At 53.6% G+C, this 25,874-nt stretch carries 25 protein-coding genes; 23 read left to right on the top strand and 2 right to left on the bottom strand.

Translation table 11 applies throughout. The features are described 5' to 3' along the window. Positions 1 to 110 precede the first annotated feature (110 nt). The 11 genes from infB to G583_RS0100250 all read left to right on the top strand — a co-directional run bounded on the left by infB (position 111) and on the right by G583_RS0100250 (position 11,029). Entirely contained in the window at positions 111 to 2,900 is a 2,790-nt protein-coding gene (gene infB, locus G583_RS0100300) for a translation initiation factor IF-2 (protein WP_022869193.1), read from the top strand. A 59-nt stretch (positions 2,901 to 2,959) separates the two neighbouring features. Next, positions 2,960 to 3,373: a 30S ribosome-binding factor RbfA gene (rbfA, locus tag G583_RS0100295; protein WP_022869192.1), complete on the top strand. Its 414-nt coding sequence runs from the start codon at positions 2,960 to 2,962 to the stop codon at positions 3,371 to 3,373. 3 nt (positions 3,374 to 3,376) lie between these two features. Further along, on the top strand, positions 3,377 to 4,297 hold the full coding sequence (gene truB, locus G583_RS0100290; RefSeq protein WP_022869191.1) for a tRNA pseudouridine(55) synthase TruB: 921 nt from the start codon (positions 3,377 to 3,379) through the stop codon (positions 4,295 to 4,297). Then, positions 4,294 to 4,647, top strand: coding sequence for a hypothetical protein (locus G583_RS0100285; RefSeq protein WP_022869190.1), 354 nt, complete (start codon positions 4,294 to 4,296; stop codon positions 4,645 to 4,647). The genes truB and G583_RS0100285 overlap by 4 nt, the downstream gene beginning before the upstream one ends. Continuing rightward, on the top strand, positions 4,640 to 5,047 hold the full coding sequence (locus G583_RS0100280) for a hypothetical protein (RefSeq protein ID WP_022869189.1): 408 nt from the start codon (positions 4,640 to 4,642) through the stop codon (positions 5,045 to 5,047). The genes G583_RS0100285 and G583_RS0100280 overlap by 8 nt, the downstream gene beginning before the upstream one ends. Before the next feature lie 34 nt (positions 5,048 to 5,081). Next, positions 5,082 to 6,065, top strand: a complete 984-nt coding sequence (locus G583_RS0100275) for a bifunctional riboflavin kinase/FAD synthetase (RefSeq protein ID WP_022869188.1) — start codon at positions 5,082 to 5,084, stop codon at positions 6,063 to 6,065. 6 nt (positions 6,066 to 6,071) lie between these two features. Next, positions 6,072 to 6,866 (top strand): class I SAM-dependent methyltransferase, encoded by a 795-nt coding sequence (locus tag G583_RS13280; RefSeq protein ID WP_022869187.1) that lies wholly within the window; start codon positions 6,072 to 6,074, stop codon positions 6,864 to 6,866. A 104-nt stretch (positions 6,867 to 6,970) separates the two neighbouring features. Beyond that, complete coding sequence (gene rpsO / locus G583_RS0100265; protein ID WP_022869186.1) at positions 6,971 to 7,240, top strand: 30S ribosomal protein S15; 270 nt, start codon at positions 6,971 to 6,973, stop codon at positions 7,238 to 7,240. Positions 7,241 to 7,458: 218 nt separating this feature from the next. After that, the gene (locus G583_RS0100260; RefSeq protein WP_022869185.1) at positions 7,459 to 9,684 is read left to right on the top strand and encodes a polyribonucleotide nucleotidyltransferase; all 2,226 of its coding nucleotides are present in this window, start codon (positions 7,459 to 7,461) and stop codon (positions 9,682 to 9,684) included. 125 nt (positions 9,685 to 9,809) lie between these two features. Then, positions 9,810 to 10,586, top strand: a complete 777-nt coding sequence (gene dapB / locus G583_RS0100255) for a 4-hydroxy-tetrahydrodipicolinate reductase (RefSeq protein ID WP_022869184.1) — start codon at positions 9,810 to 9,812, stop codon at positions 10,584 to 10,586. A 5-nt stretch (positions 10,587 to 10,591) separates the two neighbouring features. After that, positions 10,592 to 11,029 (top strand): tetratricopeptide repeat protein, encoded by a 438-nt coding sequence (locus tag G583_RS0100250; protein WP_022869183.1) that lies wholly within the window; start codon positions 10,592 to 10,594, stop codon positions 11,027 to 11,029. Here the strand turns inward: G583_RS0100250 and G583_RS0100245 are convergent. After that, positions 11,026 to 12,252 carry a heparan-alpha-glucosaminide N-acetyltransferase domain-containing protein gene (locus G583_RS0100245; protein WP_022869182.1) on the bottom strand — a complete coding sequence of 409 codons (1,227 nt, stop codon included), beginning with the start codon at positions 12,250 to 12,252 and terminating at the stop codon, positions 11,026 to 11,028. The genes G583_RS0100250 and G583_RS0100245 overlap by 4 nt on opposite strands. A gap of 133 nt (positions 12,253 to 12,385) precedes the next feature. Between G583_RS0100245 and dapA the strand changes: the two genes are divergently transcribed. From dapA to G583_RS0100185, 12 genes are all read left to right on the top strand, one after another. Continuing rightward, positions 12,386 to 13,276, top strand: coding sequence for a 4-hydroxy-tetrahydrodipicolinate synthase (gene dapA / locus G583_RS0100240; protein WP_022869181.1), 891 nt, complete (start codon positions 12,386 to 12,388; stop codon positions 13,274 to 13,276). 63 nt (positions 13,277 to 13,339) lie between these two features. Beyond that, a complete protein-coding gene (locus G583_RS0100235) occupies positions 13,340 to 15,028 on the top strand; it encodes a ribonuclease J (RefSeq protein WP_022869180.1) in 1,689 nt (562 codons plus the stop codon). 62 nt (positions 15,029 to 15,090) lie between these two features. Then, on the top strand, positions 15,091 to 18,003 hold the full coding sequence (locus tag G583_RS0100230; RefSeq protein WP_029629111.1) for an FtsK/SpoIIIE family DNA translocase: 2,913 nt from the start codon (positions 15,091 to 15,093) through the stop codon (positions 18,001 to 18,003). Next, positions 17,982 to 18,581 carry a CDP-diacylglycerol--glycerol-3-phosphate 3-phosphatidyltransferase gene (pgsA, locus tag G583_RS13275; RefSeq protein ID WP_022869178.1) on the top strand — a complete coding sequence of 200 codons (600 nt, stop codon included), beginning with the start codon at positions 17,982 to 17,984 and terminating at the stop codon, positions 18,579 to 18,581. The genes G583_RS0100230 and pgsA overlap by 22 nt, the downstream gene beginning before the upstream one ends. An 11-nt stretch (positions 18,582 to 18,592) precedes the next feature. Continuing rightward, positions 18,593 to 19,075 carry a CinA family protein gene (locus G583_RS0100220; protein ID WP_022869177.1) on the top strand — a complete coding sequence of 161 codons (483 nt, stop codon included), beginning with the start codon at positions 18,593 to 18,595 and terminating at the stop codon, positions 19,073 to 19,075. Between the two features lie 212 nt (positions 19,076 to 19,287). Next, positions 19,288 to 19,722, top strand: a complete 435-nt coding sequence (locus tag G583_RS0100215; protein WP_022869176.1) for a helix-turn-helix domain-containing protein — start codon at positions 19,288 to 19,290, stop codon at positions 19,720 to 19,722. 108 nt (positions 19,723 to 19,830) lie between these two features. Beyond that, positions 19,831 to 20,061, top strand: coding sequence for a DUF3046 domain-containing protein (locus G583_RS0100210; RefSeq protein ID WP_022869175.1), 231 nt, complete (start codon positions 19,831 to 19,833; stop codon positions 20,059 to 20,061). Between the two features lie 203 nt (positions 20,062 to 20,264). Continuing rightward, complete coding sequence (recA, locus tag G583_RS0100205; RefSeq protein ID WP_022869174.1) at positions 20,265 to 21,317, top strand: recombinase RecA; 1,053 nt, start codon at positions 20,265 to 20,267, stop codon at positions 21,315 to 21,317. 5 nt (positions 21,318 to 21,322) lie between these two features. After that, positions 21,323 to 21,859 carry a regulatory protein RecX gene (locus G583_RS13270; protein ID WP_022869173.1) on the top strand — a complete coding sequence of 179 codons (537 nt, stop codon included), beginning with the start codon at positions 21,323 to 21,325 and terminating at the stop codon, positions 21,857 to 21,859. 2 nt (positions 21,860 to 21,861) lie between these two features. Then, positions 21,862 to 23,373: a tRNA (N6-isopentenyl adenosine(37)-C2)-methylthiotransferase MiaB gene (gene miaB / locus G583_RS0100195; RefSeq protein ID WP_245540553.1), complete on the top strand. Its 1,512-nt coding sequence runs from the start codon at positions 21,862 to 21,864 to the stop codon at positions 23,371 to 23,373. Further along, positions 23,363 to 24,277 (top strand): tRNA (adenosine(37)-N6)-dimethylallyltransferase MiaA, encoded by a 915-nt coding sequence (gene miaA, locus G583_RS0100190; protein WP_022869171.1) that lies wholly within the window; start codon positions 23,363 to 23,365, stop codon positions 24,275 to 24,277. Before miaB ends, miaA begins: the two co-directional genes overlap by 11 nt. Positions 24,278 to 24,286: 9 nt before the next feature. After that, positions 24,287 to 25,195: a diaminopimelate epimerase gene (locus G583_RS0100185; RefSeq protein ID WP_022869170.1), complete on the top strand. Its 909-nt coding sequence runs from the start codon at positions 24,287 to 24,289 to the stop codon at positions 25,193 to 25,195. Here G583_RS0100185 and G583_RS0100180 read toward each other — a convergent pair. Continuing rightward, the gene (locus G583_RS0100180) at positions 25,190 to 25,810 is read right to left on the bottom strand and encodes a class I SAM-dependent methyltransferase (RefSeq protein WP_022869169.1); all 621 of its coding nucleotides are present in this window, start codon (positions 25,808 to 25,810) and stop codon (positions 25,190 to 25,192) included. The two genes, G583_RS0100185 and G583_RS0100180, sit on opposite strands and share 6 nt — an antisense overlap. Between the last annotated feature and the right edge of the window lie 64 nt (positions 25,811 to 25,874).

The raw sequence follows: 25,874 nt of genomic DNA, 5'->3' as shown, positions 1-25,874 counted from the left end.
ACCTGTTAGGCGGTCTTGTGCGTATGACGACAGAGCATACATTCGACCGGCCAGAATCGCGGTTGTGTACTAAATAGTGCAAGCCACGATTCAGCCAGAACAGGAGAATCGTGGCGAAATTGCGCGTCCACGAAGTTGCCAAGCAACTTGGGATTCCTTCCCGCGAGGCGCTGAGCAAACTTGAAGAAATTGGCGAGTTTGTATCTTCAGCGTCCTCAACTATCGAACCACCGGTGGTGAAACGCCTACGTGCCGAATTTGAAAATGCGGCACCAGCGGAGAAACCGAAACCGGCTGCCAAGCCGCAGGCGGCCAAGCCTGCTGCTCCTAAACCAAAACCGGCTAAGCCTGCTGCGTCTAAAACGGAACAACCAGAAGCCCCGGCAGAAGATCCAAAGCCGGCAGCACCGCAGCCTGCCGCAAAACCGGCCGCACCAAAAGCGGCTGCGAAACCTGCGGATCCAAAACCTGAAGCCGAACCTGCAGCGCCGAAGTCTGATGCAAAACCGGCTGCGCCAAAACCAGCGGCAAAGTCCGCGGCGCCAAAACCGGCCGCACCGAAACCAGGTCCAAAGCCTGCTCCAAAACCAGGACAAGCACGTCCTGGAAACAACCCTTTCCAGACAAAACAAGACACGACCGCGCCACGGCCTGGCCCACGCGGTGGGGGACCACGTCCTGGAAACAACCCGTTCGCTCCACAGCAAGGTATGCGCCAAGAGCACGGTGGAGGTCCACGACCAGCAGGACGTGGAGCTCCAAAACCTGGACCAAGCAAGGGCCCTGCAAAATCAGGACCAAAGCCAGGTCAAAAATCAGGTGCCAAGCCACAGCAGCCACGTGAGTCAGGTCCACGCCCAACACCGGCAATGATGCCTGATCAGATTCAGAAACCTACGCCAGCAGATGCTGGCCGTGGTGGACCTCGTCGCGGTGGTGGCGGTCCACGTCGTGGCCCCGGTCGCGGTTCGCCGCAGGGCGCATTCGGCCGTGGTCCACAGACCGGTCGTCGTCGCCGCTCCAAGAAGCGTCAGCGTCAAGACGATCAGCATCAACAGGCACCGGTAATCGGTGGTGTGAAGGTTCCGAAAGGTGATGGCACTACTGTTATTCGCCTTCGCCGTGGTTCCTCTATTGCTGATCTTGCGGACAAGATTAAGGCAGATCCAGCAGCACTTGTGACGGTCCTATTCCACCTCGGTGAAATGGCTACCACGAACCAGTCGTTGGATGAAGATACCTTTGAGGTATTGGGCGCCGAGATCGGCTATCAGGTCGAGATTGTCTCGCCCGAAGACGAAGACCGCGAAATCCTTGACGACTTCGACATCGATCTCGATGACAAAGACGCAGCGGAAGACATGATCGCTCGTCCAGCTGTGGTGACTGTGATGGGTCACGTCGACCACGGTAAGACTCGTACATTGGACGCTATCCGTAAAGCACGCGTTCGTGAATCTGAAGCCGGGGGCATTACCCAGCACATCGGTGCTTACCAGGTTGATGTCGAGCACGAAGGCAAAAACCGTTCGGTGACTATCATTGACACCCCGGGTCACGAGGCGTTTACAGCTATGCGTGCTCGCGGTGCCAAAGTTACTGACATCGCCGTGCTCGTAGTAGCAGCTGACGACGGTGTGATGCCGCAGACAATTGAAGCGCTCAACCACGCCAAAGCGGCTGAAGTACCGATCGTGGTCGCCATTAACAAGGTCGATAAGGAAGGCGCGAACCCGGACCGTATCCGTGGTGAGCTCTCCGAGTACGGCCTTGTTCCCGAAGAATATGGTGGCGACACCATGTTCGTGGAAATATCCGCCCTGAAGAACCAGAATATTGACGGACTGCTGGAATCGGTCCTTTTGACCGCCGACGCGGCACTGGAACTCAACGCAAACCCAGATCGTGATGCACGTGGTGTAGCCATTGAGGCAAACCTCGACCGCGGTCGAGGCCCCGTTGCGACCGTACTCGTCCAAACCGGTACTCTCCGCGTAGGGGATACCGTCGTGGTCGGAGACGCACACGGCCGTGTCCGTGCAATGTTCGACGAATATGGCGAAAACGTTAGCGAAGCACTCCCGTCACGCCCGGTACAGGTCCTTGGTCTGTCCAGCGTGCCCCGTGCAGGCGACGTCTTCTTGGTAACCAACGACGAACGCACCGCCCGGCAAATCGCGGAGCGTCGCGAGACAGTCAAGCGAAACGCAACACTGGCCCGCCGCCGTAAACGCATCACGCTCGAAGAGTTTGACCAGGCTGTTGCCGAAGGCAAACTGGATACGCTCAACCTCATTATTAAGGGTGACGCATCCGGTCCGGTTGAAGCACTTGAAGATTCGCTTATGCAGGTTGATGTTGGCGGTGAAGACGAAGTTCAACTGCGTGTTATCCACCGCGGTGTCGGTGCCATCACACAGAACGACGTCAACCTGGCTACTGTTGATAATGCGATCATCATCGGATTCAACGTTCGCCCAGCAGAACGCGTCAACGAAATCGCTGATGAAGAAGGCGTCGATATGCGCTTCTACAATGTCATCTACGACGTTATTGACGACATCGAACTGGCACTCAAGGGCATGCTCAAGCCAATTTACGAAGAAGTGGTCCTCGGCCGCGCCGAAGTCCGCGAGATTTTCCGCTCATCGAAGGCCGGTACTATTGCCGGTTCGATGGTTTCATCAGGCATTATGCGTCGCAACACCCAGGCCCGGTTGCTGCGTGATGGCAAGGTGGTCGGCGATAACGTGACGATTACGTCGCTACGTCGCTTCACCGACGATGTCACCGAAGTTCGCGAAGGCTTCGAATGCGGTATCGGACTCGGTAAGAGCAACGACATCCGCGAGGGCGACATCATCGAAAACTACGAGATGCAAGAGAAGCCACGCGACTAACTTGCAAGCCTGCGGTGTCCACATTGGGCACCGCAGGCCCACACCACAGGAGATCTACAATGGCAGATCGCACACGTGCCGCAAGGTTGGCACAGCGAATCAAAGTCATCCTTGCCGAAGCGTTGCAGAAAACGGTGAAGGATGACCGAATCGACAATGTCACCCTCACAGAAGCACGGGTTACGAACGACCTGCAACAAGCAAGCGTGTACTACACCGTCTTCGGTGATGAGGAAGCTGTAGCTGCCGCGCACCAAGCCATGGAAGAAAACCGTGGCCTGTTGCGTCGAGAAATGGGCCGAGGCCTGAACATCCGGCTAGTTCCAACCCTGGAACTCATCCGTGACACAGTGCCTGAAAGTGCAGCACAACTCGAAGAAGTACTACGCGAAGCCAAAGCACGGGATGCAGAAATCGCAGCTCAACGCGATTCTGCAACCTATGCAGGCGACGAAGATCCTTATAAGGACTAACACATGACTGGACTAATTTCGGGGTTAATACTGGTAGATAAACCTGCGGGTTGGACGTCCCACGACGTGGTGTCCCGTACCCGTAAAATTGCCGGTACTCGAAAAGTCGGTCATGCTGGCACGCTGGACCCGATGGCCACCGGAATGTTGGTCATCGGGTTCAACAAGGCCACTCGGCTGCTTACCTATATCGTGGATACCATTAAGACATACCGGGCAACAATCCGTCTCGGCCACAACACGACCACAGATGACGCAGACGGGGAAATCGTCCAAACTCGTTTAGCAAATGCTGTCACAATTGAAGATATCGACGAGGCCATCAGCGACCTCACCGGAACGATTCAACAGGTGCCCTCAGCGGTTTCCGCGATCAAAATTGATGGTAAACGCGCATATCAACGGGTTCGTGAAGGCGAATCCGTAGAGATACCATCTCGAGAAGTCACGATTCACCGTTTTGACATTGAGGATATTCAGCGGGCTCAAGACGGCAAGACCATAGACATCGAAGTTGAAGTGGTGTGCACCCCCGGCACATATATTCGGGCTTTGGCCAGAGACCTTGGCGAAACGCTAGAAACAGGTGGTTATCTGACCGCCTTACGACGGACGGCGGTCGGCCCCTATCATGTCGACGACGCTGTCACCCTCGAACGTCTCGCACAAGAATTCCGGTACACTGATATTTCCACGGCGACCGAAAAATTGTTCCCAACTCGTACGGTCACCGAAGCCGAAGCAACTGACCTGGTCCATGGTCGGCGTATCACCGCTACAGATTCCACAGAGCTCAGCGCAGCACATTTGGACAACGGTAAGGTCATTGCCCTCATCACTGATGCCGAGCGGGCCAATAAGATCGAAGCAAAACCAGAAATCGTATTCGCCACCATGGAAGACATCACCGGAGCAACCGCATGATCCTCGACGGCTGGTTCTTTACTGGCGCTACCATCGGTGCTCTCTCAGCGGTCATCTGCATCATCGCTACCATCTTCCGGAATTACCCGGCAGACTCATCAGTCCTTTCGCTAGCTGCAGTTGAGCTATATCTCGCGGTATACGCTGTCTACGCGCTACTCTCACCCATACCTTTAAACGGTCCTGGCTGGGAGTTCTGGGGATATATCTTTACCGCAATGATCTTGCCCCCAATAGCGTTTTTCTGGGGGATTACTGACAAAACTCGTTGGTCCAATCTGGTCATGGCAGCAGTAGGCCCAACCGTATTGGTCATGATTCACAGATTGCAGGTGATTTGGCATGGCTGAAACCACAGGCCGTACCACAGGAGTCGGGCGTATCATCGTCATGGTATACGCCATATTAGCGTTGGCGGCATCGTGGCGATCCGGATTCCAACTGCTATCAAAATTCGATGAGGCGCCAGTCGCGTTCATCCTTTCTGGATTCTCTGGTCTGGTGTACATCATTGCAACCTTTGCTTTAGCTACACGTGGTCGACGAGCCTGGCAGATAGCTCATCTTGCCGTCTGGTTTGAACTCCTGGGAGTCATCATTGTTGGTGCCTGGTCGCTTTTAACACCAGAAGTGTTTCCCGAGCCGACAGTATGGTCCACTTTCGGAATTGGTTACGGATTCATTCCCCTAGTCCTACCCATTATCGGCTTGTATTGGTTGTATAAACACCCGCCCAAACCGCTAACCTAGAGTCAACCGCTCGCTAAGCAAAGGAAGACACCAAGTGCAATATTGGGCAGGCACCGCTGCAATTCCCCAGCCATCACCGCCGTCTGTGGTGACGCTAGGCAACTTTGACGGCGTACATCGGGGGCACCGAGCCGTGCTCAAACTCGTCGATGACACAGCGAAACAGCACGACTTGCAGTCTGTGGCCGTAACGTTTGACCCACACCCTCGGCTTGTACACCTGCCCGAAGAACCACTCGTGCCAATCGTCTCACTGCCCCAGAAAATTCGGCTCTTGGAATCCAGCAACGTTGACGCCACCCTTGTCATTCACTACACGTTGGATTTTGCTACACAAACAGCCGAGCAATTCGTAGAAAACATTCTCGTCGACGCGCTCAACGTCCAGATTGTCGTCGTAGGGACAGACACGCGCTTCGGCGCCGGAAATACCGGGGACATCAATACCCTGCGCAAACTCGGCAAAGTTCATGATTTCGAAGTTGTCCAAGTGGATGACATCGGCGAAACCGAGCGATGGTCGTCAACATGGGTACGGGACACCCTCGAAGCGGGCAAAGTGGCCCAGGCAAGCCGTATTCTCGGTCGCTACCACACCGTCGAAGGCGAAATTGTCCACGGTCATGCCCGCGGACGTGAGCTCGGCTTTCCTACAGCGAATTTTGCTTCAGACTCCCAGGGCATGATTCCGGCAGACGGAGTCTACGCGGGGTGGTTCACCAATGAAGTTGGGAAGCAACTCCCCGCTGCTATTTCAGTGGGGAGTAACCCCACATTTAACGACGTTGTACGGACCGTGGAAGCCCATATTTTTGATCGGCCAGACGGGGAAGTGCTGGAAGACTTTAATCTGTACGGTCAACACTGTGCAGTTGAATTCGTTGCACGCATACGGGGCATGAAAGCTTTCACCGGTATTGACGATCTCATTAAACAGATGGATGATGACGTCCGACAAGCAGGAGAGGTCTTATCTGGCAAAGCTCCCGAAATAGATGCACCACAACCGCGGAGTTAAAAATCATTGTCTACGCGTCCCACTGTCGCGCCAAAACTTAGCCTCGACACCCGTAACCGGTATACCCTGGCCTTTGATACTGACCAAGCAGATATCTATCATGGCGTACGCCCCGGCTATCAGCCTGAAATACTCGAGTTCCTGACCCAGCAGCAACCAGGTCTAGCTGTAGACCTCGGCGCCGGGACCGGCCTCTTTACAGCACAACTTGTTGCAGCTGGATGGGATGTGGTGGCCGTTGATCCAGCCGCTAACATGCTGTCTGTCCTCGCGCGTGAACACCCGGAGGTTGAAACGGTAGTCACCCAAGTAGAGGAGCTCAACACCGCACAGCGGCAAGCACAAGCCCAACTCGTGGTCGCTGCGCAGGCATGGCACTGGATCGATACCGTACAAGGGTGCCAGAAAGCCGCCGAGCTGCTTACCGAAGACGGTGTATTTGGCATCGTGCACCATCAGATAGATACTTCCGAAGCCTGGGTTTTGCGGCTCTGCAAGATCATGCATTCCGGAGACATTCATCCCGCGGAACACCCACCAGAAGTGACTTCTCGCTTTACCCAACCGGTAGGGAAGTGGTGGTGCTGGGAACAATTGCTGAGCGTTGAACAAATTCACCACCTTATGATGTCCCGCGCGTTTTATCTCCGGACGCACGACAAACAGCGACAGCGCATGCATGACAACCTCAATTGGTATCTGCTGGAACACCAGGGATACGAACAAAACACTATGATCCGTATTCCATATGTGACTTCCGCATGGCGTATGCAGCGAACTGAGTTGGGCGCTTTGGCGTGAAGGTGGTATTGTGAAGCCTTGGTGTACGCTGCGGTCCGCGGTGGCGGCACCGGCCGAACCTTCGGCCTTTGACTGATCGCGGTACAACTCTCAAGGAGTTTCTCATGTCGATTTCCCGTGAAGTAAAACAGCAGATTATTGAAGAATACGCCACACATGAAGGTGACACTGGCTCACCGGAGGTACAGGTTGCTGTACTTTCCCGTCGTATTTCGAATCTGACTGCGCACCTCAAGGATCACCCACACGATCACCACACCCGCCGCGGCCTCATGGCCTTGGTCGGTCGTCGTCGTCGTATGCTGCAGTACCTCTACTCCGAAAACATTGAACGTTACCGTTCATTGATCGAACGTTTGGGTCTGCGCAAATAAGGTGAGACACACATTGGGGCGGCGCTCCGGGAAATTTACCGGACGCCGCCTTGAAGTTTAACTAGACTGGAACCTGGTACCAATTGGTACCGAAGAAATTTTGCATCAAGCCTGTTCCGAGTCCCGGTCCTCGACAGTGGCCTCCGGAGCACGCGTTGCGGAGGCTTCGATCGAAGACCGACCTGCAGGTTTGGTGCAAATTGTATGAAAGGAGACCTATGGAAGGTCCAGAAATTCAATTTGCAGAAGCCGTGATTGATAACGGCAAATACGGTACTCGTACCGTGCGTTTCGAAACCGGTCGACTGGCCAAACAGGCAGCCGGTGCAACCTTGGTGACGATCGACGAAGAAACGTCGATGCTATCGACCACCACCTTTGGCAAGAACCCACGTGAAGGGTTTGACTTCTTTCCGCTAACCGTTGATGTTGAAGAACGTCAGTACGCAGCCGGAAAAATCCCGGGATCCTTCTTCCGTCGTGAAGCACGGCCACCAACGGATGCCATTTTGACGGCACGTTTGATTGACCGCCCGTTGCGCCCTGCGTTTGCTGACGGCATCCGCAATGAGGTCCAGGTCGTTGTCACCGTGACCTCGATTGCAGCCGACGAAGTTTATGACACTGTTGCAATCAACGCAGCCTCGATGTCCACCACACTTTCGGGCATGGACTTTGCAGGTCCTATCGGTGCCGTCCGAATCGCACTGATTGCTGACGAGAACGGCGAAACCCAGTGGGTCGCGTTCCCGAAGTACTCCCAGCTGCAAAACGCTGTGTTCAACATGGCGGTAGCCGGCCGCATGTCCGACGATGGCGACATCGCCGTCATGATGGTTGAAGCCGAAGCACCTGAAGGCGCCTGGGAAATGATCAACGGCAAGGGTGTCTCTGCCCCGACCGAAGAAATCGTTGCCGACGGCCTCGAAGCTGCTAAACCGTTCATCAAGGTTCTATGCGACTCGCAGGCAGACCTGGCCGACCGTGCTGCTAAAGCACCGGTTGAAATCCCACGGTTCGTGGCGTTTGAACAAGACGCTTTCGACGCCGTCAAGGATTACGCCGGAACCCGTTTGGCTGAGATCTTCTCGATTGCCGACAAACAGGAGCGCGAAGCAGCCTCTGATGAGTACCATCAGGAAGTTGTTGAAGCACTTGCAGGTGAAGGCAAACCATACGCTGAGCGTCAAGACGAGATCGTCAAAGCTTACGGTGCGGTCACTCGCCACATCGTGCGTCAGCGCGTTCTGACAGAACAAGTACGTATCGACGGTCGCGGGCTCACCGATATTCGCCAGTTGACCGCGGAAGTAGAAGTTCTGCCGCGCGTCCACGGCTCAGCAATCTTCGAACGTGGCGAAACGCAGATCATGGGTGTGACCACCCTAAACATGCTCAAAATGGAACAGCAACTGGACTCCCTGAGCCCAGAAACCTCGAAACGCTACATGCACCACTACAACTTCCCGCCATACTCGGTAGGGGAGACCGGACGCGTTGGATCACCAAAACGTCGCGAAATCGGTCACGGTGCACTAGCCGAACGCGCCATCTTGCCAGTGTTGCCTTCTCGTGAGGAATTCCCCTACGCGATCCGCCAGGTATCCGAAGCACTAGCCTCCAACGGCTCAACGTCAATGGGCTCGGTCTGTGCCTCGACGTTATCCCTATTCAACTCCGGTGTACCGCTGCGTGCATCTGTTGCAGGTATTGCTATGGGCCTCGTGTCAGACACCGTGAACAACGAAACACGTTATGCCGCGCTGACTGACATCTTGGGTGCTGAAGACGCCATGGGCGATATGGACTTCAAAGTCGCCGGTACCAAGGACTTCATTACTGCTATTCAGCTGGACACCAAACTTGACGGCATCCCAGCCGATGTCCTGGCAGCGGCATTGACCCAGGCACGTGAAGCACGTCTGCACATCCTGTCAGTTATGGACTCCGTGATTGATGAAGCAGACGACATGAGCCCAACCGCTCCACGTATCCTCTCGGTCAAGATCCCGGTCGACAAGATTGGTGAGGTCATTGGGCCCAAGGGAAAGATGATCAACCAGATCCAAGAAGACACCGGTGCAGACATCAGCATTGAAGATGACGGCACCGTGCTGATTGGATCGGCCGAAGGCAAAGCAGCAGAAGAAGCCCGCGATACCATTAACGCGATCGCGAACCCACAGGTTCCAGAGGCAGGTGAACGCTACCTCGGCACCGTGGTCAAGACCACCAGCTTCGGTGCCTTCATCTCCCTGACCCCGGGTAAAGATGGGCTGCTGCACATCTCCGAACTGCGGAAACTCAATGACGGCAAGCGCGTTGATGAAGTTGACGACATCGTTGCAGTCGGCAGCAAACTGCAGGTCGAAATCGCCAAGGTTGATGACCGCGGCAAACTTTCGCTGGTACCCGTCATCGATGAAGACGGTGAAGAAGGCTAAAGCCTTCTGACAGCACAAAACGCCGGGCCGAACATAGCATTTGGTCCGGCGTTTTGCCGTTCAAAACATAGCCCACAGCTGCTGCGCTAGGCGCAGCACGCACAACATTGACTAAGCTAGGCGATATGTCCACTGAAAAAGATTCTGCACAAGACCCCGTCAAAGTAGCGTTGGTAGGCGCAACCGGAAAAATGGGGCAGTATGCCATTGATGCCGTAAACGCAGCTGACGACATGGAACTCGTTGCGAAACTCTCCTCGAAGCATCCACTGGACGATATCTGTGCAGCTGGCGCAACCCACGTGCTCGACTTGACCGTCCCGAACGTTTCCTCTCAGGTCGTGGAATACGCGATCAACAACGGCCTACATACCGTGATCGGAACGTCCGGCTGGACCGAAGATAAGCGAACGACATTGGCCAAGCAGCTGGCAGAACATCCCAATCTTGGTGTACTGATCGCACCAAATTTCTCAATTGGGTCTGTTCTAGCGACTCGGTTCGCAGCTCAAGCAGCGCCCTATTTTGATTCGGTCGAAGTCATCGAGATGCATCACCCCAACAAGATCGACGCACCGTCAGGCACGGCTGTTCGTACTGCCGAAATGATTGCTGATGCCCGTGAACAGGCAGGGGTCGCACCTTCACCAGATGCGACAGAACACGACCCCGATCATGCCCGTGGTGCCACTGTTGCAGGAATTAACGTGCATGCGGTACGGCTAGCAGGTCTAGAAGCGCACCAGGAAGTGCTCATGGGCACCCCCGGCCAGCAACTAGTGCTACGGCACGACGCTTTTGACCGGTCCTCCTACATGCCGGGTGTTCTGCTTGGCTTGCGAACTGTTGCTTCTCGACCGGGTCTGTCCTACGGCCTGGACGCTTACCTTGACCTGGATTAACCACTATGAAAAACAAAATAGCTGTGGCGCTGCTGACCGCGCTGACATTACTTTTTGCATTCTTAGCGCTGTGGTCCGCCCTGGCATTTATCATTGCCGATAATTGGATAGCTAAAGTGTTGGGTTTTGCGGTTGTCGCGATCGTGATCGCTGGTATTTGGGCGCTGATCCGCGAAATCCGGTTTGGTGCGAATACCGAGAAATTGGCCAGTATTCTCGAGCGGGAGGGCAAACTCCCTGAAGATAATCTGCCACGTGTACGTGGGCGCATTGACCGCGAGGCAGCCGACCAAGAATTTGAAAATTACCGACGCGAAACTGAAGCTGATCCGAAGAACTGGCGTAGCTGGTATCGCCTCGGTCTTGCCTACGATGCCGCCGGGGACCGAAAACGTGCTCGGGCAGCCCTACGCGACGCTATCAGCATGTATCACGGCGCCTAACGTTTTGCTGAAGATCCGACATTAGAGACCTTCCGGAGTAAAGACTCAAGTGGGCCGCGCACTCCAGCGAAATACACGACGATTCCTATCGCTACTACCATGACCCAGTGCACGATCAGCATGATCCATGCATCGGCGAATAGTGGATCGCCAACGTGTAGGGTTTGGCTCCAATCGGTTGGCCATAGACCGGTCACGATTACATGGACGACATAAGCAGTTAATGCAATCATGCCGGTGGCAGTCAGCGGGAAGAGGAGCTTGCGCACTAATCCCAAGCGAGTCACGAGCAAAAAAAATCCGATAACTGCCATCGCAGCGCCAGCTGTCGAATAGATATCCAGGGGAGCACCAGAGTGGGGGACGGCCAGACCATACCAATGGGGCGCTCCCATAGCTAAATCAGTATTAATGCCGGCACCGGTAGCGCTCATAGCCGGTAGCTGCTCCACAGGGACCCCGGTGGTATGCGCGATGCGATTCGCGAAGTCAGTATCGGTGAGCAACCATATGGCGAGGCCGCGACACACAAGATAGCTGAATACGCCTATACCTAATAGCCGTACTCCAATTGCCCACTTGTGCATATTGGTGCGACCGATTGCCATCCCGAGCAGCACGTACCCGAAGAATGAGACCACCGGGTAATAGCCCGTGAAAAAGATGTCCCAGAGCAAAAGTCCAGGTTGCTGTGCCACGTCCAACAGGGCTGGAGACGTCCATAACCGCCAGGTATCAACATAGGTGGTGGACCCGCCAGTTTGAAGATGCATGAACCGAGTCAGCACCCCGTGCAATATTGGTGCTAAGACAACCCAGGAAACTGCCAAGGCGGTCAGAGCCCGTGTCGACAGCTGAATGCACCACATAGCCAGGAAGAACAAAACCCCGTAGTGCACCAAAATGATGGCTACATTCGAGCCGGCATAACCCAACACTAGGCCGATCAAGATCAGGATGATTGCCCGTAATGACAGTTGCATCCGCGAGGTAAACACATCGGTGGAGTTCCTCGTCAACAGTGTGAGCCCTACACCGGCAAGCACCACGAACAAGGCGGAAGAAACACCTGTCAGCGAGACACCTACCCACGTTGGCGATAATGTCCCGTCTGGCTCAGATCGCAGCAGTGGAAAGATATGGGTGGCGATCATACCCAATATCGCAACAGCACGGGCTGTATCTAGGCCAGTGATTCGACCTGGGACATTAAGTGGACGCATGCAGTGCAACTTTCTGACGAATGTTGATCAACACAATTGCATTTGTGTGACCTATGGTGTTTTCATCTATTGTCACAGGTAAGCTGAGATCAAGAAGCTCAGACAACCTACAAACAAGCAGCGGTGAGATAAGATGACAGAACCAATTCTTGGCACCATGGTTCCAGCTATGGTCACCCCGTTTACGGATGACGGTGCGTTGGATCTTGATGCAGCCCAGTCGCTTGCCAATTATCTGGTGGATAACGGTGCCGACGGCCTTGTTGTAACTGGTACAACAGGCGAAACATCAACACTAACCGATGACGAGAATATCAAAGTTTTTGAAGCCGTCGTTGAGGCCGTGGGCGGGCGTGCAAAAGTGCTCGCCGGTACTGGAATGAACGACACGATGCATTCCGCGGGCCTGTCGAAACGCGCCGAAGCCGCTGGCGTTGATGGGTTATTACTTGTCACGCCGTATTACAACAAACCGAATCAGGCTGGCATCAAGGCACATTTCGAATACATTGCGTCTGCAACCGACCTTCCAGTCATGATGTATGACATTCCGGGTCGCTCAGTTATGCCTATCGAACCCGAGACAATCATTGCCTTGTCAGAACATCCAAATATCGTCGCGCTCAAAGACGCCAAATCCGACTACCAGTCCACCACATTGGTGTTAGCCAACACGGATTTAGCAGTCTATTCAGGTGACGATGGGTTGACATTACCGTTGATGGCGGCCGGTGCAGTCGGCGTGGTGTCTGTGTCAGGTCATGCCGCACCTCGCACCTACCGTGAGTTAGTTGATGCAGCGAACGCCGGTGATTTCGCGACCGCACGTCAGAAACACTTTGAGCTTGATCCGATCCAGCGCGCTGTCATGACGCATATTCAGGGGGCCGTCGCTGCGAAAACCGTGTTGCAGTGGCAGGGCATTATCCCTTCTGCACGGGTACGCCTACCACTTATAGCGGCAACTGCTGAAGAAGAGGCCATCATCAAGGCAGACCTAGCCGAGGCCGGTATGGCAATCTGACATCTGCGAAGCAGACCCCCACAACCCACACTTCACGAAATTTTACGGAGGAAAATCGCGACCATGACCGAAAACCAAGAACTAGCCCATCCACCAAAACTGCAAAACGGTACCTGTCGTATCGTGCCGCTGGGAGGACTTGGCGATATTGGTCGCAACATGACGGTCTTCGAGATCAACGGGAAGCTCCTTGTTGTCGATGCTGGCGTCTTGTTCCCCGAAGAAGTTCAACCCGGCATCGATGTGATCCTGCCTGATTTTGACTACATCAAACACCGGTTGCACGACATCGTGGCGATTGTGCTGACACACGGACATGAGGACCACATTGGTGCAGTTCCGTATCTGTTGCGTTTGAATCCGGATATTCCGCTTATCGGTTCGCAACTGACGCTTGCACTCGTGGAATCTAAACTCCAGCAGCATCGGATCAAGCCACTGACGCTAGAGGCACATGATGGTGGGCGCGAGCAGCTCGGCCCGTTTGATTTAGAGTTCGTGGCGGTGAACCACTCCATCCCTGACTCCCTAGCGATTGCTATCCGCACTGAGGCGGGCACGATCCTGCACACCGGTGACTTTAAAATGGATCAGCTGCCGCTCGATGGTCGCATTACAGACCTTCGAGCCTTTGCGAGACTCGGCGAAGAAGGTGTGGATCTGTTCATGACAGACTCCACCAATGCTGAAGTACCCGGATTCACCCCGACGGAGAAAGACATCGGACCCGTCATTGACCAGTATATTGGTCAAGCACAACGCCGTGTCATTGTCGCGTCCTTCGCTTCGCATATTCACAGAGTGCAACAAGTACTCAATGCCGCGGTCAAACACGGACGCAAGGTCGCCTTCGTTGGCCGGTCGATGGTCAATAACATGGGCATTGCATCCAAACTGGGCTACTTAGATATTCCTGCAAACACCGTGATCGAACTTAAGCATGTGAACGACTATGAAGATCACGAAGTCGTGCTGATGTCGACGGGTTCGCAAGGTGAGCCTATGGCCGCTCTTTCACGCATGGCCAACGACGAGCACCGTCAAATCACTATTCAAGAAGACGACCTCGTCATTCTGGCTTCCTCAATGATTCCAGGGAACGAGAACGCTATCACCCGTATCATCAACGGGCTAATGAAGCTGGGCGCCAACGTCATTCACAAAGGCAACGCCCACGTACACGTATCAGGACACGCTTCGGAAGGTGAGTTGCTGTACTGCTACAACATCGTCAAGCCAAAGAACGTCATGCCGATTCACGGTGAGTACCGTCACCTGATGGCAAATGCCAGAATCGCAGAAGCAACAGGCGTGGACAGAGAACACGTGATTGTGACGGGTGACGGTGGCGTCATTGATCTTGCCGACGGTGTTGCCCGACAAGTGGGGGAGATTGCTTCCGAGTATGTGTATGTCGATGGACGTTCTATCGGTGCTGTGACCGAAGACGATCTCAAAGACCGTCAGGTGCTGGGTGAAGAAGGCTTCATCTCTGTTATTGCGGTTATCGATCGTGACACGCGCACTGTTATCTCCGGCCCAGAGATACACTTCCGCGGGGTTGCGGAGGACAATGGTGTGTTTGACGCGATCAAGCCCAAGCTTGTTAAGGCACTGGAAGATGCAGCCGCATCGGAGAAGGAACACTCCACACACCAGCTCCAACAAATGATGCGTCGCACTCTGGGCTCATGGGTTGCACGTAAACTACGACGCCGGTCCATGATCGTTCCAATCGTCATTGAAGCGTAAATTTTTGTCTAAATTTCGCCTCGATGCGACCTTAATTGCTCAAAAGCGGTAGCCTAGACGGTATGGCGACACGAACTTCCCCAGCCCGTTCGTCGAATAAGAAGTCTAATTCGAAATCGAAAAAGACGACTGAGACGACGGAAGAGACCCCTTATAACGTAACCGAGACGACCCAACCGTGGGTGGTCCGGGCGGTCACGCGACTTTGGTCTGCCCTTGCCACACCGTTCGGCGCCGCAGTGCGGAAAATGGGACCAGACGTTGCCATCCCGGTGGAGAATCGCCGTGATGGCACTGGATTCTTCGTACTGATTCTCGCGTTGATTATCGCTTGGACGTTCTGGTGGGCACCGGCCAGCGACCCAGCCGTGGGATCCTTCATCTATCATGTCGTGGCGGGTACTTTCGGCTGGTTTTCCATTCTATTGCCGATGGTTTTACTGGTCATCGCCGTACGATTTTTCCGCTTTCCCCAGGAACATAGTGCCAACGGGCGAATCTTTTTTGGTTTACTTTTCGCCACAATCTCAGGCTCGAGTATCAGCCAGTTGATTTTTGACAACCCCTCTATGGGAGCAACGCTCGAAGAAAAACTCACCTCCGGGGGAGTCGTCGGGTACCTCGTCGTGGATCCACTAGCCACACTGGTGACACCTGTACCAGTGTGGGTACTCAGCGTTGTCGTTGCCTTCTTCTCGGTGCTCGTGATTACCGCGACACCAGTCGGCAGAATCCCTGCCCGCATTGTGGGTTCCTACCAATGGTTGACGGGCCAAGATGCCGCAGACAGTACTGCTGGTCGTGACGCCGATGGAACTGAAACAGAGCACCCAAACACCGGTCACGATCAGTCGTATCTCTACCAGCGCGAGCGTCAGCCCGAAGCCAAGACCAAACAGCCTGGCTTCTTCGCACGACTATTCGGCGCAAAATCTTCGGCGAAAACCGACGATGAGGGCCATTCTCTAGCCGGTGACGAAGCCTTTGCTTCCGCGATTATTGACGATGAAGAAGCTGTCCCAGCCGTCGAAATCCTTGGTGATGTTGAGGCGGAACCGGCACCGGTATCTCGTCCTCAAGCTAATAAACAAACCCAAGTCATGGACTTTGGGTCGCTCTTTGAAGATGAAGAATCTGCTGACTCAACTACAGAGGCTGTAGGTGGGGAACACGACGGCGCCGAAGAAGCGCAAGAACCTGCTGTCCGGCCGGGTGTACGCCGTCCAACGGCGGATGAAATTGCCCTACAGCAAGCACGTGATGAAGCAGGATTAGGGGAGGAAAAACCCGCAGTCGCAGCTGCTGAAGTTGCCAAACCTGTCGCAGACTTGCCGACTATCCCCGCCCGTTCTGAACAGCTGGAACTCGACGGTGACGTTACCTATACGTTGCCCAGTATGGAGATGCTTCCGCAAGGGCCGCCGGCTAAAGACAGGTCTGAGGTCAATGACCGTGTCGTTGCCGCGCTCGACACCGTGTTCAAACAATTCAAAGTCGAAGCCGAAGTGACCGGTTTCTCGCGTGGACCAACGGTCACACGCTATGAAGTTGAAGTAGCTCCCGGGACCAAGGTGGAGAAGGTTACGAACCTTGAACGCAACATTGCCTATGCGGTTGCTTCTACCGACGTTCGAGTTCTCTCACCAATTCCAGGCAAGTCAGCCATCGGTGTAGAAATTCCCAACACCGATAAAGAAATCGTTGCCCTCGGCGACGTGCTCCGTTCCAACGCAGCACGTAAGACCGAGCATTCCATGGTCATGGGCGTTGGTAAAGACGTTGAAGGCGGTTACGTCATGGCCAACCTGGCCAAAATGCCGCACCTCTTGGTTGCAGGTGCCACCGGTGCTGGTAAATCGGCGTTCGTGAACTCCTTGATCACGTCGATCCTGATGCGTGCCACCCCGGATGATGTTCGCATGGTCTTAGTGGATCCAAAGCGCGTTGAACTTACCGCTTACCAAGGCGTTCCGCACTTGGTCACACCGATCATCACGGACCCCAAGAAAGCATCTGAAGTGCTGCAGTGGGTGGTTGATGAAATGGACACCCGATACGATGATCTTGCCCACTTCGGGTTTAAACACATCGATGATTTCAACAACGCCGTGCGTGCTGGCAAAGTTGTTCTTCCACCGGATTCGAAACGCAAACTGAAGCCGTACCCGTACCTGCTCGTTATTATTGATGAGCTCGCAGACCTCATGATGGTCGCTCCGCGAGATGTGGAAGACGCCGTCGTGCGTATCACACAGTTGGCCCGTGCGGCAGGAATCCACCTGGTCCTGGCTACCCAGCGGCCTTCCGTTGACGTCGTGACTGGTTTGATTAAAGCAAACGTTCCTTCACGGATGGCTTTCTCCACTTCTTCAGTCACCGACTCCAGAGTGGTACTGGACCAACCCGGTGCGGAAAAACTGTTAGGACAAGGTGATGCCTTATTCCTACCCATGGGTATGTCCAAACCAATGCGTGTCCAAGGCGCTTGGGTCAACGAATCTGAAATCCGTGATGTAGTTGATCATGTGAAGTCCCAGATGCAGGTTCAATACCGCGAGGACGTCTTACCTGAGAAACAGGCCAAGGTGATCGATGAAGACATCGGAGATGACCTTGAAGACTTGTTGCAAGCTGTGGAACTTGTTGTCACCTCACAATTCGGTTCAACTTCAATGCTGCAACGTAAACTACGCGTCGGATTTGCCCGTGCCGGTCGACTTATGGACCTCATGGAGTCCCGCGGTGTTGTTGGACCATCAGAGGGTTCCAAGGCACGTGATGTCTTGGTGAAGCCAGAAGAGCTAGCAGAAGTTATTGGCAATATAAAAGGTGAAGACACCAAGCCGATGGCCGACCATACAGACGATACTGGATCACAGGCGTTCGATAGCCCCGTAGAGACCGATATCCCAGATTATTATGACCCAACAGATGACAGTGAATCCGAGGACGCATGGCAGCTAACGGGCAGGTAAGTGCATTGAATCTACCCAATGTGCTCACCAGTATTCGCATATTTCTGGTCCCATTTTTTATTTGGGCCTTATGGGAATCAGGTACCTTTGGCGAAGAGTCAATGCAGGCTCGGTGGATTGCTGTTGCCATATTTGCAGTAGCTATGTACACCGACAAACTTGATGGTGACATAGCCCGCGCTAAGGGACTAGTAACAAATTTTGGCAAAATTGCAGATCCAATTGCAGACAAGTTTTTGACCGGTGCTGCATGGATCACGATGTCGCTCCTAGGCGAGATCTGGTGGTGGATCACCATTGTGATTTTGCTTCGGGAATGGGGCATCACAGTCATGCGTCTAATGATGCTTCAAACCCGTGTGTTACCGGCCAGCCGCGGGGGCAAAATTAAGACTGTGCTGCAGACAGCTGCGATTCTGGCGCTACTTTTGCCACTGGCCACGTTTATAGGTGAATGGTGGCTATGGTTCGGCTGGGCCATCGTGATTGCAGCGCTAGCTGTAACACTCGTGACCGGACTAGACTACGTCTTCAAAGCCGCAACTGCGCCGAAAGAAGAGTCTCAGACCGATAAGTAAAGCGAGCGGGTATGATTGACAGCTACGACGCCGAACAGATTGTTGCACAGTTAAGAAAAAAGAATCTGACCGTTGCGACTGCAGAGTCACTCACAGCAGGTATGTTGAGCTCAACGATCGCTGATGTAGCCGGAGCCTCAGCCGTCTTGCACGGTGGTGTGGTCGCTTACAACAACACCATTAAACACCGACTACTGGGTGTGTCTGCGGATACCCTCGCAGCTCGGGGCGCAGTAGATGCTGAAACCGCAAAACAAATGGCCCGTGGTGCACGAGATCGTCTGGATACCGACTTAGGTATCGCAACGACAGGCGTTGCAGGGCCGGAGCCATCCGAGGGTAAGTCGGTCGGCATCGTGTTCATTGCACTGGCTACACCTGATGGGACATATGCCAAGTTGTTACGTTTTGCCGGCAACCGTGAAAAAATACGACGTTCGACGGTAGCCGCAAGCCTCAAGCTAATGGCAGAATGGTTCGAACAACGTGGTTGAGCATATCTTCACGAAGCGCAGACGTGGTGCCGTAGAGACCGAAGCCATGTGCGTTGTATCACATAGAACACCAATTTGAAAGAAATTTTAAATAATTTGATCCCTCCGGGAACAAATTCGACAACACGTGTGTTGTGTAATGGTGGAAGGTCTTAGAGTCCCCATGCTCCTCCAGCAGGGATTCATGTAAATACAGGAGATGGTGGTTAAATATGATGAGAGAACCGGTTGTCGTAAATGGTGTAACTCGTTGGCTGAAAGCTGGCGAATCGTTGAGCCAGCAAAACGAATCCAAGGAGCCCACCCTGCCAGTGCTGCGCGAAGAGATCGGCTACGTTTTGCGTGACGTTCGTCAACGCCAAGGACGTACTCTGCGTGAGGTATCGCACGATGCACGCGTATCTCTGGGATACCTCTCCGAAGTAGAGCGCGGTCAGAAAGAAGCATCCTCTGAACTGCTCAGTGCAATCACTGCAGCACTCGATATTCCACTGTCTGTGATGCTCCGCGAGGTGTCCGATCGTATTGCCGTTGAAGAAGCAGTGCAGATCCCAGACACTATTCCCGCCGAGCTGGCACATCGCTACGCACAGCAACAACAGCAAAGCCAGGGCTTCAGCCGTGGCGATCAACTGGCTAACCGTTAGTTAGTCTGCGATAGGTTCAAAAGCTTTGAACTAGGCCGCAAGCCCTCTACGATAGCTAGAGGCTTGCGGCCTAACTGTTTTTCGCGTGACCGGGGAAGAGGACGCTATATGAGAGAATCGCATTTCTGGACTCTTATCCAGGCTGAATTCGGTTCCGCAAACGCTGGTGTGATTGCGTCATCGCTTGAGCTGCCTGGACTGAACACGACGGCTCAGGACGCTCTGGCTCAGGGCATTGATCCAAGGGCCGTCTGGGCGGCCGTCTGCGACTTGCATGATATTCCACCCCAGCAGCGGCTCGGGAAAGATATCGAGCCACGCGACACCGGCACGCTGTAAGACCCACCGACACGCTAGGGGGTCCTCGATATATAATTCTAAGTTTGTAGAATTATCCACAGGTTGCCACGAAGGTCGGAGTATCAGAGGGTTTTCCACATAACGAATTTAGGTGGCTTATCGTGTCCTGGCAGCATCATAAACTTTTGAGCATGGCAGCAAGCTAACTCGGCTTGCCATCTACAATTCAAGGAGAACAGAGTATGTCTTCAAAAAATAACCGTGACAAAGCACTGGACGCAGCGCTTGCACAAATCGACAAGAGTTACGGTAAGGGCTCGATCATGCGCCTCGGCGATGAAGTACGGGCGCCTCTCGAAGTCGTTCCAACCGGCTCTGTTGCGCTCGATATTGCTTTGGGCATTGGTGGTTTGCCACGTGGACGTGTTGTTGAAATCTACGGTCCTGAGTCTTCAGGTAAAACAACCGTCGCTCTACACGCCGTAGCTGAAGCGCAACGTAAAGGTGGCATTGCTGCATTTATCGACGCGGAGCACGCACTTGATCCAGAATATGCAAAGAAACTTGGGGTTGATACTGATGCCCTGCTAGTTTCGCAGCCTGATACCGGTGAACAAGCACTGGAAATCATGGACATGCTGATTGGATCTGGGGCATTAGACATCGTCGTGATCGACTCTGTCGCTGCTTTGGTCCCTCGTGCTGAAATCGAGGGTGAAATGGGCGATGCACACGTGGGCCTTCAAGCGCGCCTGATGTCGCAAGCGCTTCGAAAGATCACCGGCCGTTTGGCCCAGTCAAAGACCACGGCCGTATTCATCAACCAGTTGCGTGAGAAAGTCGGTGTATTCTTTGGCTCGCCGGAAACTACTACCGGTGGTAAAGCTCTGAAGTTTTATTCTTCGGTACGCATCGATATCCGTCGCATTGAAACTCTCAAGGAAGCTGGCAACCCCGTTGGCAACCGAACCCGCGCGAAGATCGTCAAGAATAAGATGGCCCCACCGTTTAAGCAAGCCGAATTCGACATCCTATACGGTGAAGGTATTTCCCGCGAGGGTGGCTTGCTAGATATGGGCGTAGAGCACAGCATCGTCCGGAAATCCGGGGCATGGTACACCTATGATGGTGATCAACTCGGTCAAGGTAAAGAGAACTCTCGTCGTTTCCTGAAAGACAATCCTGATTTGGCGGTCGAGATTGAAGATCGCATCAAGTCGACTCTCGGAATTGGTGCAGAGAATCAAGAAGCTGTTGACGACGAAGTCGCACTGAAAGCTGTAGAGGACGCCTAAACCAGATGGTGGAACAGGACGCTGATAAGGCAGACCTGAGCCAGAAAGCACGAAATATTGTGTTGCGCCAACTCTCTGCCGCGCCGAAAACGCGCCACCAGCTTGCCGAGAAATTGTTGCAACGAGAACTTCCAGACGATGTTGTTAGCGAAGTGCTGGACCGGTTCGAAGAAGTTGAACTTATTGACGACGCGGCATTTGCAGAGAGTTGGGTCCGGTCCCGGCATCGCTCAAAGGGTTTAGCGCGTCGGGCACTAAGTATGGAACTCCGTAAACGCGGTATCGACGAACATGAAGCCGAAGTTGCGCTGGAACAAGTATCGGACGATGATGAATGGCATAAGGCGACCGAACTGGTAGCGCGCAAAATATCACGTGCCTCTGTGCCTTTATCAACAGATCCGGAAGAGCGCAAACAACGCGATAGAATGGTTCGACGCCTGGTCGGGATGTTATCCAGGAAAGGATACCCGCCAGGTATGGCATTCAGCGTTGTAACGGATGCGCTGAATGCAGATGATCTTGACCCCCTCGACGAATGAAAATGAGCCCCGTGACTGAAGCCGTAACCGAACTTACAACACCACGTTCATATGAAATCCGCACCTTTGGATGTCAGATGAACGTCCACGATTCGGAGCGTATTTCTGGTCTCTTGGAGTCAAACGGGTACATCCCCGCGGTTGAAGAGTCCACCCCCGATCTTGTGGTATTCAATACTTGTGCAGTGCGAGAGAACGCTTCGAACCGGTTATATGGGCACCTAGGGAACCTGAAAGCGACAAAAGATGTTCATCCAGGCATGCAGATTGCTGTAGGTGGCTGTCTGGCGCAAAAGGACCAGAATACGATTGTAGAGCGGGCTCCCTGGGTCGACGTAGTATTTGGCACGCATAATATCGGTTCGTTACCTGCGTTGCTCAATCGGTCGTTGCATAATAACGAGGCACAGGTGGAGCTTCTAGAAGCATTAGAAACTTTTCCGTCAACGTTGCCGACGAAGCGTGAGTCGAGTTACTCAGGATGGGTTTCAATTTCAGTCGGATGTAATAACACTTGCACATTCTGTATTGTTCCGTCGCTCCGTGGAAAAGAAAAAGACCGGCGCCCAGGTGACATCTTGGCAGAGGTCCAAGCGCTGGTGGATGACGGTGCGGCAGAAGTAACGCTGCTTGGACAAAACGTAAACACCTACGGGGTCGAGTTTCGAGATCGCCAAGCATTCTCCAGATTGTTGAGAGCAACAGGCGAAATCGAGGGACTCGAACGTGTCCGTTTTACGAGTCCACACCCGGCATCATTTACCGATGATGTCATAGACGCCATGGCAGAAACACCAAACGTCATGCCGCAACTTCATATGCCCCTGCAATCCGGCTCAGACTCTATCTTGAAGTCCATGCGCCGTTCTTACCGGTCAAAGCGCTTTCTAGGCATTCTGGACAAAGTCAGGGAACGGATCCCGCACGCTGCGGTGACTACCGATATTATCGTCGGATTCCCCGGCGAAACCGAAGAAGATTTCCAACAGACGCTAGACGTTGTAGAGGCTTCACGCTTCTCGATGGCGTACACCTTCCAGTATTCCCCCAGAGAAGGTACTCCTGCAGCGGAGATGGAAGATCAGATACCAAAAGAAATCGTGCAAGAACGTTTTGAGCGCCTCGTCGCACTCCAAGACCGGATTGCAGCTGAAGAATCGGCCAAGTTGGTCGGTACTCTACAGGAACTATTAGTGACCAATGACGCAGGGGCTCGAGACGAGAAAACAGGTAGACTAACCGGTCGAGCACCTGATAACCGTCTTGTGCATTTCAGCATGCCCTCGGGCGTAGAACGGCCGCGCCCCGGAGATTTCGTAACGGTGCCCATCACAGAATCGCATTCATATCACCTCATTGCGGACCCAGAGACTCCAGAAGACTACGTACTCCGTCGATCGAGTGCTGGAGACGCGTGGGACCGTGCACAAGCTGAATCGTGTGGAACGTCAACGGGAGCACCCGCAAGTGGCGTGAATCTCGGACTACCAAGCTTGCGTGTCGGTGCAAACTAACAGTCCTGTCATCGCCCTTGTAGGAGCAACCGCAACAGGTAAAACTGATCTGGCGGTTGGATTGGCGCACGCACTCAACGGTGAAGTGATTAACGCAGATTCAATGCAGTTCTACAAGGGTATGGATATAGGGACAGCCAAAGCGACACTTGCTGAACGTGAGGGTATTGCCCACCACCTGCTTGATATCTACCATCTTAATATGGAAGCCAGCGTCGCAGAGTTCCAAAAGCTTGCCCGCGAAAAAGTATGCGAAATACGATCCCGAGGAAAAACACCAATAATCACCGGTGGTTCTGGTTTATATATGAGGGCAGCACTCGACATATTGGAATTTCCCCCTACCGATGACGAGCTGAGAGAACGCCTATCTAACGAGGTTCATCAGCTGGGTAGCAGACACCTTATTGAAGAACTCAAGTCAGTCGATCCAACGGCGGCAGAACGCATCAAAGATGAACGACGCATCATCCGTGCTGTAGAAGTGTATCGGTTGACTGGACGGCCCTTCAGTTCCTTTATGCCGAGACGCCAATATCACCCAGAGATGTTGCCGGTTGTGCAGATAGGTTTACGCATTGATCGGGCCCGGCTTCACGAACGTATTGAACAACGCGTAGAAGCCATGGTTGATGATGGTTGGATTCCTGAGGTCCAACGACTATTAGCCGAAGGACTCGCTGATGCGCCTACAGCCTCGCGCGCCATAGGCTATCGGCAGATGATGGACTTTCTTGTAGATGACACCACTCAACAAGCGGCAATGGATTCTACAATAGTAGCGACCAGGCGATTTGCTCGTCGTCAGGAAACCTGGTTTAAAGCCGATCCACGAGTACGATGGATTGATGCAGAAGCCCCGGACCTCAAGATCCAGGCTTTGGACGTCATAAAATCCAGTTAAGGTAGCCATATGATCGCCCCTTCACCCGCCCAAGACGACAACCGTGGACTCCACGACCTCACAGGGACACGTTTTGTGAAGATCGCAGGACCGGTTGGGGACTGGATCGTGTTCTATGACCCGACTGACTCGGTGCAACTGACAGACACTCTTGCCGCGATATTGTGCGACCGCATTGCCGGCGTGGGTGCTGCGGGCATCGTTGTAGTTAGATCGGTACGGCAACAATCTAGCGCAACAGCCGCAGAGTATCGGCTCGTTGCCTGGGAAGCAAACGGTCAGCCTGCTCCAAATATGACTGAGCCGGCACGTGTTGCTACGTGCCTGCTAGCAGTGCTCAAGAAGATTGCATTCGACGAAACAAGTCATCATATATTCGATACAGATTTTGGACCGATTACAACGGTTTACACGCCGTCATATATTGGTGTGGATATTGGTAGTTGGGAATTTTCAGACTCAGAAACCGCCGTCGCTGCTGGGTCTGATGTTTTGGTCATGGCAGCAGGACTTCTCGATCCCCGGCCGGGACTGAGCATTCATATTCAAAGTAATCACGTAACTGTTGCTGTAGAAACTCTCGACGAACTTGAATCTATCGATCTCGAGCAACAGCCCTCGCTTGAACCACCAGCTCCCAGACTGACAGGGATCAACTTTGTCGTTCCTGAAGATCCTTTGATGTCAAGTGGCATGGGCCAATTGCGTTTACGTAACTATACAGAAAAACAACATGCCCACGATCTTGCAGCTGCCGCCGCTGCAGCCTCCGTCGCTTTACAGCATTGGAGTGGTCTAGACCAGCTGAATGTCTGGAACGTCGCCACGGAACACGGAGATATCGTTGTCCAAGTTCATGATCAGAATAGGTTGTCGACGTTTGCGAAACTAACGAGAGTCTTCTACGGGAAGCTATAAAACTCTCTCGATGTGGAGCACACGAAAACCTTTGTCTGTTGCCGTGCGTCGGACATTGAACTGGCCCGGCATCTTCTGCTCAAGCATCGCGTCTATCCAAGGCAACAGTGAATCAGCCCCGAGCTTTTTAGCAACAACCAGCCAGGCAGCGCCTCCAGGATTGAGCATTGGTAACCAACGAATCAGCAGTTCGTGAAGGGCTTTCTTCCCAATCCGAATTGGTGGGTTCGACCAAATTAGGTCAAAGCGTATATCTTCGGTGACTTCATCTGGGTGTCTGACCTCGATATTTGATAGCCCAAGGTGTTCTGCGTTTCGTGCTGTTAACTCGGCGGCCCGTTCGTTGACCTCGACTGCGAGAACATCTGCATTTGGCGCGAGCCGTCCCAAGGTGAGGGCAATTGGACCCCAGCCCGAACCAATATCGAGAAAACTACCTTCTTGCGGAGGCACGGGCACATTGTTCAGTAACACTTCAGTACCGCGATCCAACCCATCGGGAGAGAAAATGCTAGCGGCAGTGTCGACCTTGAAAGCCTCGCCCGCAATCTGTACATCAATGCGGCGGCGACGCTCTTCGCCTCCAGGGGCGGCAGAAAAGTAGTGCTCGTTCATTACCACCAGTCTAGTACGTGTATAACACGAGTATTTGAAGGGCAGTAGGACAAGGCAAACAGTA

Origin of the sequence: Yaniella halotolerans DSM 15476 (genome assembly GCF_000420805.1) — a bacterium.
GTDB classification, from domain to species: domain Bacteria; phylum Actinomycetota; class Actinomycetes; order Actinomycetales; family Micrococcaceae; genus Yaniella; species Yaniella halotolerans.
The sequence above is the reverse complement of the archived record's forward strand: the minus strand, read 5'-3'. Positions and strand labels throughout refer to the sequence as shown.

What these genes read in the sequence shown, in the direction of transcription:
- rbfA (WP_022869192.1), top strand. Translation starts at nt 2,960, where the DNA reads ATGGCAGATCGCACACGTGCCGCAAGGTTGGCACAGCGAATCAAAGTC.
- truB (WP_022869191.1), top strand. Translation starts at nt 3,377, where the DNA reads ATGACTGGACTAATTTCGGGGTTAATACTGGTAGATAAACCTGCGGGT.
- G583_RS0100285 (WP_022869190.1), top strand. Translation starts at nt 4,294, where the DNA reads ATGATCCTCGACGGCTGGTTCTTTACTGGCGCTACCATCGGTGCTCTC.
- G583_RS0100280 (WP_022869189.1), top strand. Translation starts at nt 4,640, where the DNA reads ATGGCTGAAACCACAGGCCGTACCACAGGAGTCGGGCGTATCATCGTC.
- rpsO (WP_022869186.1), top strand. Translation starts at nt 6,971, where the DNA reads ATGTCGATTTCCCGTGAAGTAAAACAGCAGATTATTGAAGAATACGCC.
- G583_RS0100260 (WP_022869185.1), top strand. Translation starts at nt 7,459, where the DNA reads ATGGAAGGTCCAGAAATTCAATTTGCAGAAGCCGTGATTGATAACGGC.
- dapB (WP_022869184.1), top strand. Translation starts at nt 9,810, where the DNA reads ATGTCCACTGAAAAAGATTCTGCACAAGACCCCGTCAAAGTAGCGTTG.
- G583_RS0100250 (WP_022869183.1), top strand. Translation starts at nt 10,592, where the DNA reads ATGAAAAACAAAATAGCTGTGGCGCTGCTGACCGCGCTGACATTACTT.
- G583_RS0100245 (WP_022869182.1), bottom strand. Translation starts at nt 12,252, where the DNA reads ATGCGTCCACTTAATGTCCCAGGTCGAATCACTGGCCTAGATACAGCC.
- dapA (WP_022869181.1), top strand. Translation starts at nt 12,386, where the DNA reads ATGACAGAACCAATTCTTGGCACCATGGTTCCAGCTATGGTCACCCCG.
- G583_RS0100235 (WP_022869180.1), top strand. Translation starts at nt 13,340, where the DNA reads ATGACCGAAAACCAAGAACTAGCCCATCCACCAAAACTGCAAAACGGT.
- G583_RS0100230 (WP_029629111.1), top strand. Translation starts at nt 15,091, where the DNA reads ATGGCGACACGAACTTCCCCAGCCCGTTCGTCGAATAAGAAGTCTAAT.
- pgsA (WP_022869178.1), top strand. Translation starts at nt 17,982, where the DNA reads ATGGCAGCTAACGGGCAGGTAAGTGCATTGAATCTACCCAATGTGCTC.
- G583_RS0100220 (WP_022869177.1), top strand. Translation starts at nt 18,593, where the DNA reads ATGATTGACAGCTACGACGCCGAACAGATTGTTGCACAGTTAAGAAAA.
- G583_RS0100215 (WP_022869176.1), top strand. Translation starts at nt 19,288, where the DNA reads ATGATGAGAGAACCGGTTGTCGTAAATGGTGTAACTCGTTGGCTGAAA.
- G583_RS0100210 (WP_022869175.1), top strand. Translation starts at nt 19,831, where the DNA reads ATGAGAGAATCGCATTTCTGGACTCTTATCCAGGCTGAATTCGGTTCC.
- recA (WP_022869174.1), top strand. Translation starts at nt 20,265, where the DNA reads ATGTCTTCAAAAAATAACCGTGACAAAGCACTGGACGCAGCGCTTGCA.
- G583_RS13270 (WP_022869173.1), top strand. Translation starts at nt 21,323, where the DNA reads ATGGTGGAACAGGACGCTGATAAGGCAGACCTGAGCCAGAAAGCACGA.
- miaB (WP_245540553.1), top strand. Translation starts at nt 21,862, where the DNA reads ATGAGCCCCGTGACTGAAGCCGTAACCGAACTTACAACACCACGTTCA.
- G583_RS0100185 (WP_022869170.1), top strand. Translation starts at nt 24,287, where the DNA reads ATGATCGCCCCTTCACCCGCCCAAGACGACAACCGTGGACTCCACGAC.
- G583_RS0100180 (WP_022869169.1), bottom strand. Translation starts at nt 25,810, where the DNA reads ATGAACGAGCACTACTTTTCTGCCGCCCCTGGAGGCGAAGAGCGTCGC.